This window comes from Spirosoma foliorum, assembly GCF_014117325.1.
Classification (GTDB): Bacteria; Bacteroidota; Bacteroidia; order Cytophagales; family Spirosomataceae; genus Spirosoma; species Spirosoma foliorum.
Genome location: NZ_CP059732.1, coordinates 7,558,178 through 7,575,601 on the forward strand (window position 1 = coordinate 7,558,178; position 17,424 = coordinate 7,575,601).

A 17,424-nucleotide genomic window follows, 5' to 3' on the forward strand; every position below is an offset into this window, starting at 1 on the left:
TACTCTAATAGGTTTGGGAGGATATTGATTCTATTTTCGCTTGATGTTTCAGTGCGTATCGATTTTTTAAAATGCTCATTGATAACGCCTTACTACTTCATCAATTGCTGACCATAAGACATACATTTATATTGACACAAAAGAATGGCAGCTTACTTACTGGGGTATGATATCGGTAGCTCTTCCGTAAAAGCAGCGCTGGTAGATGCCCAAACGGGTCGATTGGTGGCTTCTGCTACTAGCCCTGACCAGGAAATGAAAATTCTGTCGCCCCAGGCTGATTGGGGAGAGCAAAATCCTGAAGATTGGTGGCAGGAAGTAATCCGGGCTACGGAACGCCTGAAAAATGCGCATCCCTTTGCGGGCGATGACGTATTAGCGATCGGTATTGCTTATCAGATGCACGGTTTGGTGGTTGTTGATAAGAACTTTGAGGTACTGCGGCCAGCCATTATCTGGTGTGATAGTCGTGCGGTTTCTATTGGTCAGCAGGCACTTCGGGATCTGGGAGAAACTTATTGTTTGGGCGATCTACTGAACTCACCGGGTAATTTCACCGCGTCGAAACTCAAATGGGTAAAAGAGCATGAGCCTGATGTGTATGCAAAAATTCACAAGATCATGCTTCCCGGCGACTACATCGCCTTTCGACTTTCGGGCGAAGCGCAAACGACGGCTTCGGGTTTATCGGAAGGCATCTTATGGGATTTCAAAGAGAACCAACTGGCAACTCATCTGCTCGATTATTTCGGTATTGATGCGTCACTCGTTTCGGATGTGGTGCCAACCTTCGGCTTCCAGGCCAGTGTGAGTTCCCAGGCCGCAAGTCTGTTGGGACTGAAAGCAGGCACGCCCATTACGTATCGGGCGGGCGATCAGCCGAATAATGCTTTCTCGTTGAATGTACTCCGAGCTGGAGAAGTTGCGGCCACTGCTGGTACATCCGGGGTCATTTATGGTATTACCCAGGAAACGTCATTTGATCGAGAGGGACGTATAAACACATTCGTTCACGTGAATAGTCAGCCAACAGACCCGCATTTAGGCGTGCTGGCTTGTGTGAATGGAACGGGTATTCTCAATAGCTGGTTGCGTCGTTTGGTCGGGAATTTGCCCTATGAAGCACTTAATCAGCTGGCAGCACAGGCTCCGATTGGAGCGGCCAATCTTCTGTTTTATCCCTTTGGTAATGGTGCCGAGCGCATTCTGGGCAATAAGAATCCCGGAGCTAACCTGAAAAATTTAAGCCTGACAACTCATCAGATTGAGCATGTCCTGCGCGCAGCACAGGAAGGTATCGTTTTTGCCCTGACGATGGGATTACACATCATGGAGTCGGTGGGAGTGACGGCTCAGGTTGTTCGGGCGGGTCAGGCAAATATGTTTCTGAGTCCGGTATTCCGGGAGGCATTTGTCAATACGACAGGAGCCACGCTGGAGTTATATAATACGGATGGTGCGCAGGGGGCTGCTCGGGGCGCGGGTATTGGAGTTGGTGTGTACAGTTCGTTTGATGAGGCTTTTGCTTCGCTGGAACGGGTTAGTCTAACCGAGCCGCAACCTCAACTTCAGGCCGCCTATACCGAAGCATTTGACCGATGGCATTCAAAATTACAATTAACTGAATTTACTAACGCGTATTAATTAAGTCAACTATGTCAACGATTACACTGGGCGATCAGGAATACTTTAAAGGTATTGGCGCCATCGCCTATGAAGGCCCTAAATCCAAAAATCCATTAGCGTTTAAATGGTACAATCCCGAATTAGTTATAGGTGGAAAAACGCTGCGTGAGCAACTCCGCTTTGCCATCAGCTACTGGCATACCTTCTGCGGAACCGGTGGTGACCCCTTCGGCCCCGGAACACGCGTTTTCCCTTGGGATCAGGACAACGATGCCAACGTTCGGGCAAAACTGAAAATGGACGCGGCTTTCGAATTTATCACGAAAATCGGAGCGCCTTACTATTGCTTTCATGATATTGATCTGGTCGATGAAGGCCCTTCGGCCAGCGACTACGAAAAGCGGCTGCAAGCTATTGTTGAGTATGGTCAACAAAAGCAGAAAGAAAGTGGTGTGAAACTCCTGTGGGGTACCGCTAATGTGTTCTCGAACCCTCGCTATATGAATGGCGCTTCGACGAATCCAGATTTTGCAGTGTTGGCTTATGCCGGAACGCAGGTCAAAAATGCTATCGATGCCACTATTGCATTAGGCGGAGAGAACTACGTATTCTGGGGTGGTCGGGAAGGTTATATGTCGCTGCTGAACACCAACATGAAGCGGGAGGTTGAGCACCTGGCTCAGTTCCTGACCATTGCCCGCGATTACGCCCGGAAGCAAGGTTTTAAAGGTACGTTCTTCATTGAACCGAAGCCAATGGAACCTACCAAACACCAGTACGACTACGATGCCGCTACAGTTATTGGTTTCCTACGTCAGTATGGTCTGGATAAGGATTTCCAATTGAACATCGAAGTTAACCACGCTACCCTGGCCGGACATACGTTCGATCATGAATTGCAGGTGGCTGCCGATGCAGGTATGTTAGGCAGCATCGATGCCAACCGGGGCGATTACCAAAATGGTTGGGATACTGACCAATTTCCCATCAATCTGTATGAATTAGTAGAGGCAGCTTTGGTGATTCATCAGGCGGGTGGTATTAAACCGGGTGGTATCAATTTCGATGCGAAAGTTCGCCGGAACTCGACCGATCTGGAAGACCTGTTTGTGGCTCACATTGGTGGTATGGATGCGTTTGCCCGTTCGTTCATCGTGGCTGATGCGATCCTGCAGGATTCCGATTATCTCAAGTTCCGCAAAGATCGTTATGCATCGTTTGACGGCGGTCAGGGTAAAGCCTTTGAGGAAGGTAAACTGACCCTAGAAGACTTGCGTACCTACACGCTGGAAAATGGGGAGCCACAACTTCGTAGTGGCAAACAGGAGTGGCTGGAAAGTATTATTAATCAGTATATCTAGAGGTATTAAGACAATGGATAATGTAAAATGAATAATGATAAGGTATTGACTGTCAATTCACATGGTCGGCCCCGATTATTCATTTTACATTATCCATTATTATTAAAAATAAACGCATGATAACGAATGAATTAACTAAAGTTGCCTCACAGGTACGGCGGGACATTGTCCGGATGGTACATGGCGTGGCGTCTGGTCACCCAGGCGGTTCACTGGGCTGCACTGATTTATTGGTGGGCCTTTATTTTGAGGCAATGAATCTAAAAAAGGATGAGTCTGATTCGGTGGTGTTCGACATGAGCGGCACCGGAGAAGATATGTTCTTTCTGTCGAATGGGCATATTTCGCCAGTGCTGTATTCGGTGCTGGCTCGCCGTGGCTATTTCCCCGTAAGTGAACTGGCTACGTTTCGTAAGCTGGATTCTCGATTGCAAGGACACCCGGCAACGGCAGAACACCTACCCGGTATTCGTATTGCTTCCGGTTCGCTGGGGCAAGGGCTTTCGGCGGCTGCCGGAGCGGCCTACGGTAAAAAAATTCGGAAAGACCCAAATCTGGTGTATTGCCTGATGGGCGATGGCGAACAACAGGAGGGGCAAATTTGGGAAGCCGCTGCTTTCATTCCTCACCGAAAGCTCGACAACCTGATTGCTATTGTTGATTTCAACGGACAGCAAATCGATGGGCCAACGGACGTTGTCTTGAACAATCGTGATTTGGGCGTGAAATATGAAGCCTTTGGCTGGGCCGTACTTCATATGGATGGGAACAACATGGATGAGGTGGTGGCTACGTTAGCCGCTGCTAAAAAAGCTAGTGGCAAAGGGTTGCCGGTTTGTATCATCATGAAAACGGAAATGGGGCAGGGCGTCGACTTTATGATGCACACGCACAAATGGCACGGAACAGCTCCTAATAATGAACAGTTAGCAGCGGCTTTAGCGCAATTAGACGAAACTCTGGGCGACTACTAAATCAAACACCATGAAAACCTACACATTTTCCGAAAAGAAAGATACGCGCTCTGGTTTTGGGGCGGGTATGGCCGAATTGGGCCGTTCGAATCCAGACGTAGTAGCCTTATGCGCTGATTTAGTAGCCTCGCTGAAACTGGATACGTTTATCAAAGAAAACCCAGACCGGTTTATTCAGTGCGGTATTGCCGAAGCGAACATGATTGGCGTTGCGGCTGGCTTAACGTTAAATGGCCTGATTCCGTTTGCAACCACATTTGCCAACTTTGGATCGAGCCGGGTGTATGACCAGATTCGTCAGGCGGTAGCCTATTCGAACAAGAATGTCAAAATCTGCGTATCGCATGCGGGATTGACGCTGGGCGAAGATGGTGCGACTCACCAGGTTCTGGAAGATATCGGGATGATGAAATCATTGCCTGGTATGACGGTAATTAATCCCTGCGACTTCAATCAGACCAAAGCCGCTACCATTGCCATTGCCGACTACGAAGGCCCGGTTTATTTGCGGTTTGGCCGTCCGGTAGTTCCCAACTTTACCCCCGCCGATCAGCCTTTCGAGATTGGTAAAGCGATTCTGCTTAACGAAGGCGCCCACGTATCCATTTTTGCTACGGGACATCTGGTTTGGCAAGCCCTAGAAGCGGGTAAAATTCTGGCCGAACAGGGTGTTGATGCCGAAATTATCAACATCCATACCATTAAGCCGCTCGACAAGGAAGCGATCCTGAAATCAGTTTACAAAACGGGTTGTGCCGTAACTGCCGAAGAGCATCAAATGAATGGTGGACTTGGCGATAGTGTCGCGCAGGTATTGGCATTGAACCATCCGGCACCATTGGAAATGGTGGCCGTCAACGACTCATTTGGCGAAAGCGGAACGCCCGATCAGTTGATGGAAAAATACGGCCTGACGGCTGCGTCGATAGTGGCGAAAGCACTGGCCGTTATTCAGCGAAAAAAATAAAGCCTACTCAATATAATTACAAACCTATAAGGTCTCCAAGACCTTATAGGTTTAAGTAGTCTGATAGTAAAAACCTCCTGATCTAATTGAAAATATAGCTGTGAGCCTTGAACATCAATCTATTAACTGTGGTAATGATGCAGCATAAACTTTGGTTTAATCTGTTGCTTTTACTCGTTACGATACGTAGCGTAAAGGCCCAGCAAAACGAATTACCGTATACGGTAATTAACCTTCAAACCCTGAATGACTTTAAGCCAACCGGAGCTAACTGGAAATTAGTTAGTGACGTTTTTTACGATTTTAATAAAAGTGGTGCCGCCAGCCTGAAAGCTGGTAGTGGTATTCTTGCCAACGATTTATCGGGTAAGAGCAAAGACCACTTGTTCACCAAAATGGAACATGGCGATATTGATCTGGAGCTGGATTTCATGATGGAGAAAGGCTCTAATTCCGGTATTTATCTTCAGAGTCGCTATGAAATACAGCTGTTCGATAGTTGGGGCGTTAAAGAGCCTAGATCGTTGGATTGTGGAGCTATCTACGAGCGTTGGGACGACAACCGACCCGAAGGCCGGAAAGGATACGAAGGTCATCCACCCGCACAAAATGTGAGTCGGGCCCCCGGTTTGTGGCAGCATCTGAAAATTAGCTTCCTTGCTCCTCGTTTCAACGAAAAGGGCGAAAAAATAGCCAATGCCCGCTTCGTGAAAGTGATTCTGAATGGCGTAACTGTTCACCAAAATACAGAAGTAACTGGCCCCACCCGATCGGCTGCCTTTCAGGATGAAAAGCCTACAGGCGCATTGATGATTCAGGGCGATCATGGTCCGGTATCTGTTCGAAATATCCGTTACAAAGCCTATGGCACTGAACCCGTTACGTTAACAAATCTTCAGTTAAAGGCTTACGATGGTAAATTCCAGTCGGTCGATGAGTTAAACGCACTCACGCCCAAACGCGAAATGCCGATTGATGTGCTGGCGCATTTGGCTCCCGGAAGCCGGGATAATTTTGCTGGTAAAATCACCGGTACGCTTCATATTCCACACACGGGCGATTACCTGCTCAACCTGAACCTGCGCTGGATTCCGGCAGAGGTAAATGTTAAGGTTCGCAACGGAGCGGGTGAACTGAAAATCGATGGTAAAAAAGTGGTTGGCGTTACAACAGAAGACGGTGGCTTCGTGTCAACGAAAGTGAACTTTACAGCGGGTGATCATCCGATTGAACTGTCGTACTACAAAAACTTCGGACAGTGGTACGCTCGTAGCAACGATATTCTCCTGTCGCTCGAAGGCCCAGGTGTTCCCTACACCACGTTGAACCCAGTTATCCGGGCCGAAAATCCGGTTAGCGAGATTACTGTGCTGGCTAGAAGCGAACCCGTTATGCAGCGCGGCTTTGTAAACCACCAGGGAATCAAACATACACACACCATATCGGTGGGTGAGTCCGATTTGGTGAACTACACCGTTGACCTGCGTAAAGGTGAATTTCTACAATTCTGGCGGGGCGATTTTCTAGAAACAACACCGATGTGGTATGGCCGGGGTGAAACACAGTTATCGGTTCCGCTTGGGAGTGTTATCGAGCGGTCGGGCAAACCGTCACTGGCTTTTCTGGCCGATCAAAATGCCGCCTGGCCCGACTCCAGCACGAATTACAACAATCTGGGTTACGATGTAGACAAAGCGGGTCGTCCGGTTTTTAAATATACACTGGGTACAGCTTCGGTTCGGGAGTCATTTGCTTCGGCCAACGAGGGGCGGAAACTGTCGCACTCATTTACGGTTACGCCTGCCACCCAAGACATCTGGTGTCGAGTGGCCGAAGGACGGGATATTGTTGAACTGCCCAATGGGTTGTATGCGATCAATGACAAACAATATTTCATTGAGCTGACGGGCAAAGAAAAACCGGTTATCCGGACTTCGGCCCAAAACACGAAAGAATTATTGTTGCCGGTAAAAGCCGTGAATGGTGCTGGTACTGTTACGTATTCAATTGTCTGGTAAAGAGGCTATTTTTCTGAAAGCACTATGAAGCTATTTAATCATACCCTAAGCCATCTGCCTATCGCTGTGCTGGTTGTCGCCGGTCTTTCCTGCCTGACCAGCCAACGTGGTTTTGCCCAGATTCAATCCAAGACCGGGCAGCCTGTTAGCTCCAGCAGTAAGCAACCGGCTCCGGCTCCTAAGGGACTTGCCAAAGTGGAAGCCGATCCCGAAAAAGAGGACGATTTTTATAAATTGATTTCGCTGTCTGTTCCAGAAGATGTCATTCTGGAGGTAGGGGGCATGGCCACCTTGCCCGACGGTGGACTGGCGATCTGTACACGTCGGGGCGAAGTCTGGCTGGTCTCTAATCCGTATATAAGCGGTACAGAGCGCCCAACGTACAAGCGGTTTGCTTTCGGCTTACATGAACCGTTAGGATTGGCTTATAAGGATGGCGATATCTACGTTACCCAACGCAGTGAAGTAACCCGCCTGCGCGATTCGGATGGTGACGGGCGCGCTGATTCGTACGACAAAATCTATTCGTGGCCGCTTTCGGGCAACTATCACGAATATTCCTACGGGCCAACCTTTTTGCCGAATGGCAATATGCTGGTTACCCTGAACGTAGGCTGGAGTAATAGCTTGGGTCATGGCGTGAGTCTGGTTCCCTGGCGTGGCTGGACTCTGGAGATTACGCCCGATGGTAAAATGACGCCTTTTGCGGCTGGTATGCGGTCACCTGCGGGTTATGGTATGAATGCCGCTGGTGATTTCTTTTACACCGAAAACCAGGGTGACTGGGTTGGATCGGGACGGATTTCACGGGTTGAGAAAGGAGATTTCCTGGGCAATGCCGAAAGCCTTCGCTGGACTGACTTACCCGGCTCACCGCTGAAATTAAAGCCAGACGAAGTGCCTAACACGGGCGAACCGCTCTACGATGTTGCCAAACGAGTGCCTGCTCTAAAAGCGCCTGCGGTCTGGTTGCCGCACGGTATTCTGGGTATATCCACGTCCGGATTCCTATCCGATAATACAAACGGTAAATTCGGTCCTTTTCCGAATCAGGTCTTCGTCGGCGATCAAGGGCAAAGCATCCTTTCGCGGGTTGATTTCGAAAAAGTGAAAGGCGAGTACCAGGGCGTTGTTTTTCCGTTTCGGGAAGGTTTCTCGTCGGGCGTACTGCGGATGGTATGGGGGCACGATGCGTCTATGTTCGTAGGTATGACCAGCCGGGGGTGGTCGTCGACGGGGAAAGAGTTGTATAGCTTGCAGCGTGTGGTCTGGACAGGACGAATGCCATTTGAAATGAAGACTATCCACGCCATGCCTGATGGCTTCGAAATCGAGTTTACAACGCCGGTCGATCCCGAATTGGCGAACGATCCGGCTTCTTATAAAGTGACCGGGTTCAACTATAAGTACCATGCAACCTATGGAAGTCCGGTTATTAATCGGGCTGGGTGTCCTATTCGGGGCATTTTCGTGTCGAAAGATGGGCTGAAAGCACGGTTAGTGGTCGATAGCCTGCGACTAGGGTATATCCACGAAATCACGGCCAGCGGAGTTCGTTCAGAAACGGGTCGGGCATTGCTTCATACAACTGGCTACTATACCCTGAACAACCTTCCCGATGGCGAAAAACTGACCATTACCACTCCAGCTCACAAGCACAATCACGCGGAAATGGAGATGGCATCGACCGCTTCGACTCCGCCTGTAACTACAAAACAGACAGCTGCCAAAACGAAGGCAACAGCTGCAAAATCAGGTGCTGCTAAAGTCGCGACTAGTACTGCCGCCAAGCGCGTGACCGAACTACCTGCTGGTTGGGGCGAGCCTGATTATACGATCACGATGGGAACGAAGCCTGGATTGAAGTTTTCTCCGGAGCAGTTTCAGGTTAAAGCGGGGAGTAAGGTGCGTGTTATCTTTAACAATGAGGACGACATGCTCCACAACTTTGTGGTTGTGCAACCCGGTTCAGCGGTGCAGGTAGGCGAACTGGCCATGAAGTTAGGACTGGAGGGACAGGAGAAAAATTACATTCCTTTAACCGACAAAGTGCTGCATCACACCAACCTGCTTCAACCGAATACCAACGAGAGCATTTATTTTATTGCTCCCGAAAAACCTGGCGATTACACCTACGAATGTTCGGTACCCGGCCATTTTTATGTAATGCAGGGCACAATGAAGGTGACCAAATAAGAGCTGGTTAGACTTTCTATTATCAAGCTCTAATCGGTGTGTTTTTGTCATCCCGACGCAGGAGGGATCTTCGGTAGAGCTGATATACCATCCATTTACCGAAGATCCCTCCTGCGTCGGGATGACAAAAACGCTAGTAAAACAAAAGCTTAAACAGTCTCAAGAACTTGTTTATTAATTCTGCTAAAAATCGCACGGTTCTTTAAAAAGGAGCTGTGCGATTTTGTTGTTAACATGTGAGTTGGGCTAATTACTCAACCTCATAAGCCAACAATTCAACATACGGATTTCCCTGAAGGCCGAGTAATATGCCGAAAGCAGGCTCTGTTTTATGGCCTTTCCATTTAAGGTCAATGACCGCTTGCCGAAAGGCCTCTCCTCGTTCCGTTAAGAGCCGATATTCAATCAGCATGTGCCGGTAAGCCATTTGTTGTTTGGTAGGCATATTCTGGCCGAAAATCTCAATCTCAAAGCCACCAATCTCAAAATTAGCGACAACCACCTCGTGTTCCGAGACAAAAGATTCTCGGAAGCTAAATCCTTTTTCGCCACCAAAAGCATCAATTACCGCCCTAGTAAACAATTGTTTGTGGGTCCAATGGCAGATAATGTCGAGATCACTGGTGTCAATATCGATGTTGATCGGAATGGTGCCGACTAAGATAGGCGCAAACAGCTTCAACTTTGGTAGAACTCGATATTCGGTCAATACCCGATGCGCTTCGCGTTGCCTTTGTGTGCCTTCTTGTAGGTACTCGATCGTGTCAAAATTCATGTTTGCCTAAAACCGATTTAGTAAAGAATGGGCCTGGATGGATTACAATAAGGCTGGTAGTATACTGAAGGATACCGGTTTCCTTTGGGATAGCAGTATCCTTTAAGGGACTACTAGGAAATACATTTGTGGGCCAGACAAGGTGTATTCTCTGCGATTCATCCGCGATTCCCCTGTAAAGGCTTTATCAAGTTTAAATTTAATGATCAACGGGTATGTCACAAACAACATGGACTGTAGATAATCTGCATTCAGAAGTACAATTCAAGGTTAAACACCTTGTTATATCAACGGTCACGGGTTCTTTCAAGTCGTTTAGTGGTCAGGCAATTACCAATGGCGACCAGTTTGAGGATGCCGACATTCAATTTTCGGTCGATGTTAATAGCGTAGATACAGGCCAGCCTGGTCGGGACGAGCACCTGCGTAATGCCGATTTTTTTGAAGCCGAAACCTACCCTCAGTTCACGTTTGTATCGACTTCGTTTAAGAAGATCAAAGGAGACCTGTACAAACTAATCGGTAATCTCACCATCAAAGGCATTACGAAAGAAGTAGCGTTCGAGGCCGAATATGGCGGTACCGAGAAAGATAACTGGGGTAATATCAAGGTTGGGTTTGAAGTAACCGGTACAATTGACCGTAAAGAGTTTAACGTCACCTTCAATGCGCTAACCGAAACAGGTGGACTTGCTTTGGGCGAGAACATTAAGATTATCGCTAACATCCAATTGGGAAGACCAGCTTAAGCGAGCTAGATCCAATAAAAAAACTCCTACACAAATGGTCGGAGTTTTTATTGGATCTAGCTTGATTTTACAGGCTAAACTAACGTGAATTTGAGATTGGAGTTGGCCCGTTAGGGCCTTTACAGTGTAACGTCGGTAGTACCATTTGTTTGCAGAATAGATAATGTGCCTTTAGGTACATAACGGTTGTGTACCTAAAGGCACACCCTATTTACTCAGAAGCTTTTACTACCAACGCTATGGTGTGAAGGCCCTAACGGGCCAAAAATGGGGTTTAATCGTATAGGTAAACTAGTGCCGATTAAGCCGTCAGGGTGATCAATCGTTGTGTAAACGAGCGCAGCCAGTTTGTTTTTGCCAATACATTAAAAAGTGTTATGCCCGTAATAGCGCAGGTGATTCCGGCTAGCACGTCCAGCGTGTAGTGATGACTTGTATATACTGCCGAAAACCAGATGCCCACCATCACCACAGCAAAAAACAGGTTGATCAAGCCCAGTCGATTCTTCAGGCCGTAGTATAAAACAATGACCGGGTAAGACGAATGGAGCGAAGGCATAGCGGCAAACACATTCGAACTTTTGGCGTAGATGCCGCTAAATACCGATACGCCAAAATACTGATCGAAGTTGGCTAAGCCAGCAGTATTACCCGGTGTGTTGGGTTCAAATACAAATCCATGCACTTGTACATACCAGGGTGGTGCCGCCGGGTACAGGTAATAAATGACAAAGCCCAGCAGATTGACCAGCACAAACGTCAACGCGAAAGGAAAAAACGCTGGCCGATTTTTGAAAAAAAGATAAGTCGCAAAGGCAAGTGGAATCGGGACCCAGGTTAAATAGAATATGCCCGTCAGCACATTGAGTAAAGTTGTTCGATGAGCCAGCCAATATTCATTCGGTGTCAGAATTGATGAGTCGTAAGGAATCCCGAACAGCTTTTTTTCCAACAGATAGAGCGACTCAATGTGTACGGAATTGTATCGATAGTTCGGAAACGCTTTCATGTAATCGAAAACGATCCAGTACACAATGAAAATCGAGAAACCGAGCACAAACTTACGGCTCTGATTTGAGGCAAAATATAAGCCATTTACCAACCCAATCAGAAATAACTGATCTGATTTAAAGCCAACCAGCGTAAACGATAGCAGAAGATAACCCAGCGAAAGCGCACTTAGGGTTATAATCTGTCGGGGAAGCGATGGCGCAACAAGTGAGGAGTCAGATGTCATGTCAATGAGGAATTGCCTATGGAGGCAGCTTCCGTTTAGACCATAATGCGTTCGACTGTATTCTCGCCAGTAGACACGTTTATACCTTCTACCTGAATGTATTTTACGTTAGGTGCCCAGAATGTACCGCCTTCAATATGCAGGTAAAGACGCTTTAGAATTACCTTTTTCTGATTCACATTGGCATACACCTGATAGCCATCTCGCTCTGATTTTACCAGATGCAACGGAAATTTTTTGTAAGACACGAAATTCAGTTCATACTCTTCGTTTGACAACGGCTTAGCCTTGATACCATAGGCAAACGTGCGCTGAATGTAAGAAAGCTCTTGCTTCTGGCTTTCTTCGGTATAGCGAATCCAAAAAACATGCACTGGATCGTCTTTATCCAGCTTCCCATTTTTTAGATTCAAGGCGCAAATAATCGTGTTCGTATTCGGATCGCGCTGGAGGTAAAATAACTGATTCGGTACATTTTGAGGGACCGGAAAGCTTGTAGTTACTTTATTCTGTTGAGGCTTGTCGGGTACTCCCTTTGCTGTAACTGGCTGCCCTAGGGAAGTAGTCAGCATTAAAAAAGCCATAACTAGTGCGGCTGGCCGCGATGCCGCTTTCTCTTTCTGATCAAGCGCTTTTTTGGCATCCATCAGTCGATTATAAGCCGTGATGTTGGTCATAACCGCCATTACCGTTAAGGGTAAGGTGAAAATAGACATGGTTTCAAAGATATGTACAGGAATGCCGGGCACGTAAAGCTTAAAGTCCGGACCAATAACAGTTGCCAGACAACCACACGCCAGCGCCGATACCCCAATGGTAATTACTCGTTCGGGACGCTGCATCAATCCGCCTTTACTCTCAATACCTAACCCTTCAGCGCGGGCACGGGTATAGCTAACCATCATGGAGCCAATCAGCGCAATAAAGGCAAATAATGAGCCAAAAAAGTAGTGATGGGCAATCAGGTAATAACAGATACCCAGAAACATAATCAACTCGCTGTACCGGTCCAGCACCGAATCGAAGAGCGCTCCCGATAGCGAACTCATCTTACCAAGCCGCGCTACCTGACCATCCAGCATGTCAAACAAACCGGCAAAAAGTACCAACGCGCCTGCCCAGCCAACATAGCTTAAATCACCCCGATTGCCTTGCTGGGCACCAAGAATGAAGATTACGGCCACACCAATATTTAAGACAAGGCCAATGGTTGTGACCATATTCGGCGTTAGGCCGAGTCGAATCAACAATCTGACGAAAGGATTGATGACCGTATAAATTCCTAATTGAATTTTCGTTCTGAAGGTGAGTGCCTGTTCCATAGTTGTAGGCGTATTGTGTTAAAAATCAAACGTAGCGCGGGCGCGAATGCCCCATTGCGACACGTTTGGATGATCTAAATAATTGAGTCGTTTAACCAGATCGATGCGGAAAAACTTCAGTACATTGGCAACCCCTGCACTGGCTTCGATATAAGGCGTTTTCGTTAAGGTATAGGTAGAGGGAGTTCCTAAAGCATCGACCGGGAATTGGTATAGCGATGGGTTCTGTTGTGGGTCATTCTGGCTACGTAAACCACCATACAGCGCTTTGAACGAAACCGCTTCCCGCCATTTCAGCTTTTTAAACAACGGAATTTTGTTAAAGAAAAATCCATTGAACGAGTGATCGATGCTTAAACTCGCATGGTGGTCGCTGACAAATTCCAGGAAATTCATCAGGTTATACGAGTTGAGCTGATAGGCATACGTTTGGTTCGCCCGGTGAATGGTCAGCAGGGGGAAAGGAACTTGCCCAAAAATGTAGCTTCCCTGTACCGCAACGTTGGTATAGCCCAGTTGGGATAAATAAAAACGTTTGCTAATACTAGCTGTCAGATTCTGGTAGTTGTAACTGCTATTGAGTAACCCCTTTACGCCAGCTGTAAATCGGATCGTATACACCGGATAACGGCCCACAATGGGTATCCGGTAAATCTTTCCCTGATAGAACTGTTCATTCGGCGCATAGCGGGCTTCTACCGACAGCTCAGTTGTTGTTAGCGTACGCGAGGGCGTATTTTCGTTGTCAGTTGCGGTCTTGAATAGCAAGGCTTCAGCCGCCGACTGCTGCCAGTTTTTAAAGCCGAAACTGTATGAAAAGTGGTTCTCAAACTCATGCACGTAATCGATGCGCCAGGTGTCGTTGTAGAGCCACTTGTCGTTGACACCCCGTTTGAAGGAGAGCAGAAAGTTGTCTTCCTGTACAAATTGAAGTTCCTGTCCCGGAATTTTGGTGTCGCGCTGAAAGCTGGTTCGGATGTAGTTTTGCGGAAACTGGTAGATCGACTTGTTGTTGATGGAGTACGTTCCGCTCAGAAAATATTTCCAGCGCTGGTCTTTAAACCCATAAGCCGCGTAAGTTTCGGCGTAATAGCGTTTGCTCAATTCGGGTGTTGTGCGACCGCCCAATCGTAGCCGAAATCCCTCTACTGGGTTGAAGCTATAGAACGTATTGGCGGGACCAACTTCAAATGGGCCAAACGATTTATAGCCAGCCAGCAAAAAGGTTAAGGCTTCCATCGTACGCCGAAACGAAGGCATTCGTTTTAAACTGTCGATGTTGGTATAGATTTTCGACTCGGCGGCCGAAAGCGAATCGTGCCGATTTTCCACCCAGAACACGTCGGGTTTAGTCGTTGCATCCTCGGCTACTACCTGGGGTGAGCCTTCGTAGAAGCTGGCTGTGTGCGCTTCGTCCGTTTTGTAGTTTCGGTACGACAGCGTCCGCTGGCCGAAAATACCACCCCCTTTGCCGCCTTTACTAATCCCAAAGTCAGCCAGCATGTCGCTTTTGCTGAGGTAATATCGGCCGTCCGTGTTTTGCTCAAACTGCTGACGGATTTGCAAGTCACGAACCCAGTTCAGGTTAATTTTGGGATTAATGGTCAGGTTGATCTTCTGCACGGCATAATTACTATCCAGCGTGACATACATCTTGCCTTCAAACAGCATATCTGTTCCATTTCGGGGTACAAAATTTAACCCGATCAGTTTAGCCTTGCCAATTGTAAGCGTATCCGCCAGATAATATTGATAAAAGAGGGGAGCATTACTGGCAATAGGACTCAGGAACTGGTTGGTCATCAGGAAGATCGAGTTGGAATAGATATCGACCTTCGAATACATCCGGTTCAAGTACAGACTAAGACCATTATTGTCGAAGTATTGACCAAAATCGACTCGTTTCTTCGCCTTCACAATGACTTTTTCCTTCGCTGGGTCTTTGCGGAAATAGGCATCCGAAACTTTTTCTTCCAGATAAACGGGCAGTAGCGATTTGCCCGGTAAAGTGGTTGTGTCCCGATTGTTTAATAGAAACTTATACTTCTGAAATATCTTCCGCTCTGATACTTTCGTGGATAAGCTACTGAGCGAAAACTGCAACTTGTCGTATTCTTCATAAGCCGCGTAGTCGTAATGACCAATCTGATTCTGCTCTTTGTGGCTAATCACATTCCGAATCAGCTCAACGGCAGGGTTGTTTTTATTGCGATATCGTTCCTGCTTGCTTTTGCGGATAACCACCTCATTCAGTACCTGGGCGTCTGGCTCCAGTCGTATACTTACTTGTTGCGATATACCCGGTTTAATGGATTTCGTGACTGTTTTGTAGCCAAGAAATGAAAAGGCCACGCTCACGAAATTGCCATTTCCGGTTAGGGTATAGGCTCCTCGTTCGTTGCTGCTAATACCGATCGTAGTACCGACAAAAACGATGTTAGCAAATGGTAAGGGCTGATTGGTTGCCCCATCAATAATAGTTCCGGTAACGGTAGTCACCTGTGCTCGGGTTAACCCAGCACTTAAAAACAGCAATCCGCTCAAAAACAGGACTGTTTGGTAGGATATGCAGCGGAGTAAATGGTTCATGACATGGTGAAGACGAAGTCTTTCTGTAAAAAATAATTGTAGCTGACACCCACCAGAATAGACACTGCCGTTTTGGCGATTAGATACTGGATGCCAAGGAAATGTGTAGCGGCATAGAGCCCGGTTGCATTAGCACCTGCATTACCGAGCCAGACAAGAACAAACCGACTGAATTGTGAAACAACAGGCTGTTGGCTAGTAGGAAAAGCCCACTTCCTGGCGATAATGAAGCTGGCTATTCCACCACTAACAGCCCCGGTTACACTGGCCGACAAATACCAGAAGTGCCAGATATTGACGAACAGGATTGTTGTCAGAAAGTCAACCCCGGTCGCTATAAGCGAGGTGGCCTGAACTTTAATAAATGTTTGCATAACGTTTTATAAGAAACCTACGGCCAGCGCAATTTGTAACAACAGGTTGGCGTAAAGTCCTGCGAGCAGATCGTCGAGCATGACGCCCCAGCCTCCCGGTAGTTTTTCCAGCTTTCGGATACCAAAGGGCTTGGCGATATCGAACAGGCGAAACAACAGAAGCCCCACCAACAGGCTTTTCTCCGTAATGGGGATGAATAGCAAACTGAGGCACATACCGGCTACTTCATCAATCACAACGCGGTAACTGTCTTTCCCCCACTGTTCTTCAACCACATTGGCCGACCATATACCAATCGCCGTAATACCAGTGGTAATAAGTATAGGCGTATAGAACGGATAGGTAGTCGATTGGGCCAGATACCAAATCACACAGCACGCAACAGCAGCTACCGTTCCACCCCCTTTACGGATGTAGCCGATACCCAGGCCGGTAGCAATCAGTTTGTGCATGGCGTGTAGTGGAACGGATCTTTTAGGCCAGCGCTAATAAAGCAGGCTCAGAGACGTGCAGGTTTAGCTTATCCTCCGATTTTTCGATGAATAAAAAGTTGATAATCATTAGTGTAACCAGCTGCTTATGCTCTTCGGCATACAGAGTAAATGCGTTCTCGCTCATTTGCCAAGTATTCATTGTAATGGCTTTCCCGAGAAAAATAAACTGTGTATTCGATAGCAGTAAGCTTAGCACATGATGCGGGTTTACGGGGCGTACCATTCCCTGATCGATGGCTTCCCTAAGCTGTTTCTCGAATAGCAAGGTTGCCTGAGTCTTGGCCGCTTGAATGATATTCACCAAATGGTCGGGGTCTCTATGGAGCTCATTCAGAATGAAAATGCATAAGCTGGGATTTTGCTTGAACGTCTGAAAATCATGTTCGATTAACTCAATTATTTTCTCTTTGAGGCTAATGGGCTTGGTAAGAACATTGGTCATGCCCGCAAAGAAAAGCTGAAGCATTTCGTCGAAGACGGCCGCAAAGAGCTTCTCCTTACTTCGGAAATAGTAGTTCATCAGGGCGCAATTCAGGTCAGCTTCCTTAGCGATATCGCGGGTGGTGGCTCCTTCGAAGCCTTTTTCCAGGAATACCTTTTTCGCTGCTTCTTTAATCTTATCCTCAGTTGAACTCGCTGATTTCATTATTACGTCAATATTATGTGGCAAAGGTAATGTTGGTTATTTATATTTGCCAAATGTTTTAATCAAATGTTTAAATAATATGTTTTAAATATTTC

The 17,424-nt window shown here is 47.3% G+C and carries 14 protein-coding genes; 7 read left to right on the forward strand and 7 right to left on the reverse strand.

The window, feature by feature from the left end; translation table 11 throughout:
* Nucleotides 1-144: 144 nt before the first annotated feature.
* From H3H32_RS31740 to H3H32_RS31765, 6 genes are all read left to right on the forward strand, one after another.
* Nucleotides 145-1,644: a xylulokinase gene (locus H3H32_RS31740; protein ID WP_182459743.1), complete on the forward strand. Its 1,500-nt coding sequence runs from the start codon at nucleotides 145-147 to the stop codon at nucleotides 1,642-1,644.
* 11 nt (nucleotides 1,645-1,655) lie between these two features.
* Nucleotides 1,656-2,987 (forward strand): xylose isomerase, encoded by a 1,332-nt coding sequence (gene xylA, locus H3H32_RS31745; RefSeq protein ID WP_182459744.1) that lies wholly within the window; start codon nucleotides 1,656-1,658, stop codon nucleotides 2,985-2,987.
* 116 nt (nucleotides 2,988-3,103) lie between these two features.
* Nucleotides 3,104-3,961: a transketolase gene (locus H3H32_RS31750; RefSeq protein ID WP_182459745.1), complete on the forward strand. Its 858-nt coding sequence runs from the start codon at nucleotides 3,104-3,106 to the stop codon at nucleotides 3,959-3,961.
* A gap of 10 nt (nucleotides 3,962-3,971) precedes the next feature.
* The gene (locus H3H32_RS31755) at nucleotides 3,972-4,928 is read left to right on the forward strand and encodes a transketolase family protein (protein ID WP_182459746.1); all 957 of its coding nucleotides are present in this window, start codon (nucleotides 3,972-3,974) and stop codon (nucleotides 4,926-4,928) included.
* Between the two features lie 134 nt (nucleotides 4,929-5,062).
* Nucleotides 5,063-6,946, forward strand: a complete 1,884-nt coding sequence (locus H3H32_RS31760; protein ID WP_182459747.1) for a 3-keto-disaccharide hydrolase — start codon at nucleotides 5,063-5,065, stop codon at nucleotides 6,944-6,946.
* Between the two features lie 24 nt (nucleotides 6,947-6,970).
* Nucleotides 6,971-9,142, forward strand: coding sequence for a plastocyanin/azurin family copper-binding protein (locus H3H32_RS31765; RefSeq protein ID WP_182459748.1), 2,172 nt, complete (start codon nucleotides 6,971-6,973; stop codon nucleotides 9,140-9,142).
* Between the two features lie 250 nt (nucleotides 9,143-9,392).
* Here H3H32_RS31765 and H3H32_RS31770 read toward each other — a convergent pair whose 3' ends face one another.
* The gene (locus H3H32_RS31770) at nucleotides 9,393-9,917 is read right to left on the reverse strand and encodes a DUF4269 domain-containing protein (RefSeq protein WP_182459749.1); all 525 of its coding nucleotides are present in this window, start codon (nucleotides 9,915-9,917) and stop codon (nucleotides 9,393-9,395) included.
* A gap of 215 nt (nucleotides 9,918-10,132) precedes the next feature.
* Between H3H32_RS31770 and H3H32_RS31775 the strand changes: the two genes are divergently transcribed.
* On the forward strand, nucleotides 10,133-10,666 hold the full coding sequence (locus H3H32_RS31775; protein ID WP_182459750.1) for a YceI family protein: 534 nt from the start codon (nucleotides 10,133-10,135) through the stop codon (nucleotides 10,664-10,666).
* A gap of 301 nt (nucleotides 10,667-10,967) precedes the next feature.
* Here the strand turns inward: H3H32_RS31775 and H3H32_RS31780 are convergent, their stop codons facing one another.
* Genes H3H32_RS31780 through H3H32_RS31805 form a run of 6 tightly spaced genes read right to left on the reverse strand, consistent with a single transcriptional unit; the run spans nucleotide 10,968 to nucleotide 17,329 of the window.
* The gene (locus H3H32_RS31780; RefSeq protein ID WP_182459751.1) at nucleotides 10,968-11,903 is read right to left on the reverse strand and encodes a phosphatase PAP2 family protein; all 936 of its coding nucleotides are present in this window, start codon (nucleotides 11,901-11,903) and stop codon (nucleotides 10,968-10,970) included.
* Nucleotides 11,904-11,938: 35 nt separating this feature from the next.
* Nucleotides 11,939-13,225, reverse strand: coding sequence for a DUF4833 domain-containing protein (locus H3H32_RS31785; RefSeq protein WP_182459752.1), 1,287 nt, complete (start codon nucleotides 13,223-13,225; stop codon nucleotides 11,939-11,941).
* Between the two features lie 18 nt (nucleotides 13,226-13,243).
* Nucleotides 13,244-15,814 (reverse strand): DUF5686 and carboxypeptidase-like regulatory domain-containing protein, encoded by a 2,571-nt coding sequence (locus H3H32_RS31790; protein ID WP_182459753.1) that lies wholly within the window; start codon nucleotides 15,812-15,814, stop codon nucleotides 13,244-13,246.
* Nucleotides 15,811-16,188: a GtrA family protein gene (locus H3H32_RS31795; RefSeq protein WP_182459754.1), complete on the reverse strand. Its 378-nt coding sequence runs from the start codon at nucleotides 16,186-16,188 to the stop codon at nucleotides 15,811-15,813. The genes H3H32_RS31790 and H3H32_RS31795 overlap by 4 nt, the downstream gene beginning before the upstream one ends.
* A gap of 6 nt (nucleotides 16,189-16,194) precedes the next feature.
* Nucleotides 16,195-16,641 carry a phosphatidylglycerophosphatase A family protein gene (locus tag H3H32_RS31800; RefSeq protein WP_182459755.1) on the reverse strand — a complete coding sequence of 149 codons (447 nt, stop codon included), beginning with the start codon at nucleotides 16,639-16,641 and terminating at the stop codon, nucleotides 16,195-16,197.
* A 22-nt stretch (nucleotides 16,642-16,663) separates the two neighbouring features.
* Nucleotides 16,664-17,329 carry a TetR/AcrR family transcriptional regulator gene (locus H3H32_RS31805; protein WP_182459756.1) on the reverse strand — a complete coding sequence of 222 codons (666 nt, stop codon included), beginning with the start codon at nucleotides 17,327-17,329 and terminating at the stop codon, nucleotides 16,664-16,666.
* Nucleotides 17,330-17,424 lie beyond the last annotated feature (95 nt).

Bases quoted from the DNA above. Each gene is read 5' to 3' on its own strand.
- H3H32_RS31760 (WP_182459747.1), top strand. From the start codon at position 5,063: ATGATGCAGCATAAACTTTGGTTTAATCTGTTGCTTTTACTCGTTACG.
- H3H32_RS31740 (WP_182459743.1), top strand. From the start codon at position 145: ATGGCAGCTTACTTACTGGGGTATGATATCGGTAGCTCTTCCGTAAAA.
- H3H32_RS31770 (WP_182459749.1), bottom strand. From the start codon at position 9,917: ATGAATTTTGACACGATCGAGTACCTACAAGAAGGCACACAAAGGCAA.
- H3H32_RS31765 (WP_182459748.1), top strand. From the start codon at position 6,971: ATGAAGCTATTTAATCATACCCTAAGCCATCTGCCTATCGCTGTGCTG.
- H3H32_RS31800 (WP_182459755.1), bottom strand. From the start codon at position 16,641: ATGCACAAACTGATTGCTACCGGCCTGGGTATCGGCTACATCCGTAAA.
- H3H32_RS31795 (WP_182459754.1), bottom strand. From the start codon at position 16,188: ATGCAAACATTTATTAAAGTTCAGGCCACCTCGCTTATAGCGACCGGG.
- H3H32_RS31805 (WP_182459756.1), bottom strand. From the start codon at position 17,329: ATGAAATCAGCGAGTTCAACTGAGGATAAGATTAAAGAAGCAGCGAAA.
- H3H32_RS31780 (WP_182459751.1), bottom strand. From the start codon at position 11,903: ATGACATCTGACTCCTCACTTGTTGCGCCATCGCTTCCCCGACAGATT.
- H3H32_RS31785 (WP_182459752.1), bottom strand. From the start codon at position 13,225: ATGGAACAGGCACTCACCTTCAGAACGAAAATTCAATTAGGAATTTAT.
- xylA (WP_182459744.1), top strand. From the start codon at position 1,656: ATGTCAACGATTACACTGGGCGATCAGGAATACTTTAAAGGTATTGGC.
- H3H32_RS31775 (WP_182459750.1), top strand. From the start codon at position 10,133: ATGTCACAAACAACATGGACTGTAGATAATCTGCATTCAGAAGTACAA.
- H3H32_RS31790 (WP_182459753.1), bottom strand. From the start codon at position 15,814: ATGAACCATTTACTCCGCTGCATATCCTACCAAACAGTCCTGTTTTTG.
- H3H32_RS31750 (WP_182459745.1), top strand. From the start codon at position 3,104: ATGATAACGAATGAATTAACTAAAGTTGCCTCACAGGTACGGCGGGAC.
- H3H32_RS31755 (WP_182459746.1), top strand. From the start codon at position 3,972: ATGAAAACCTACACATTTTCCGAAAAGAAAGATACGCGCTCTGGTTTT.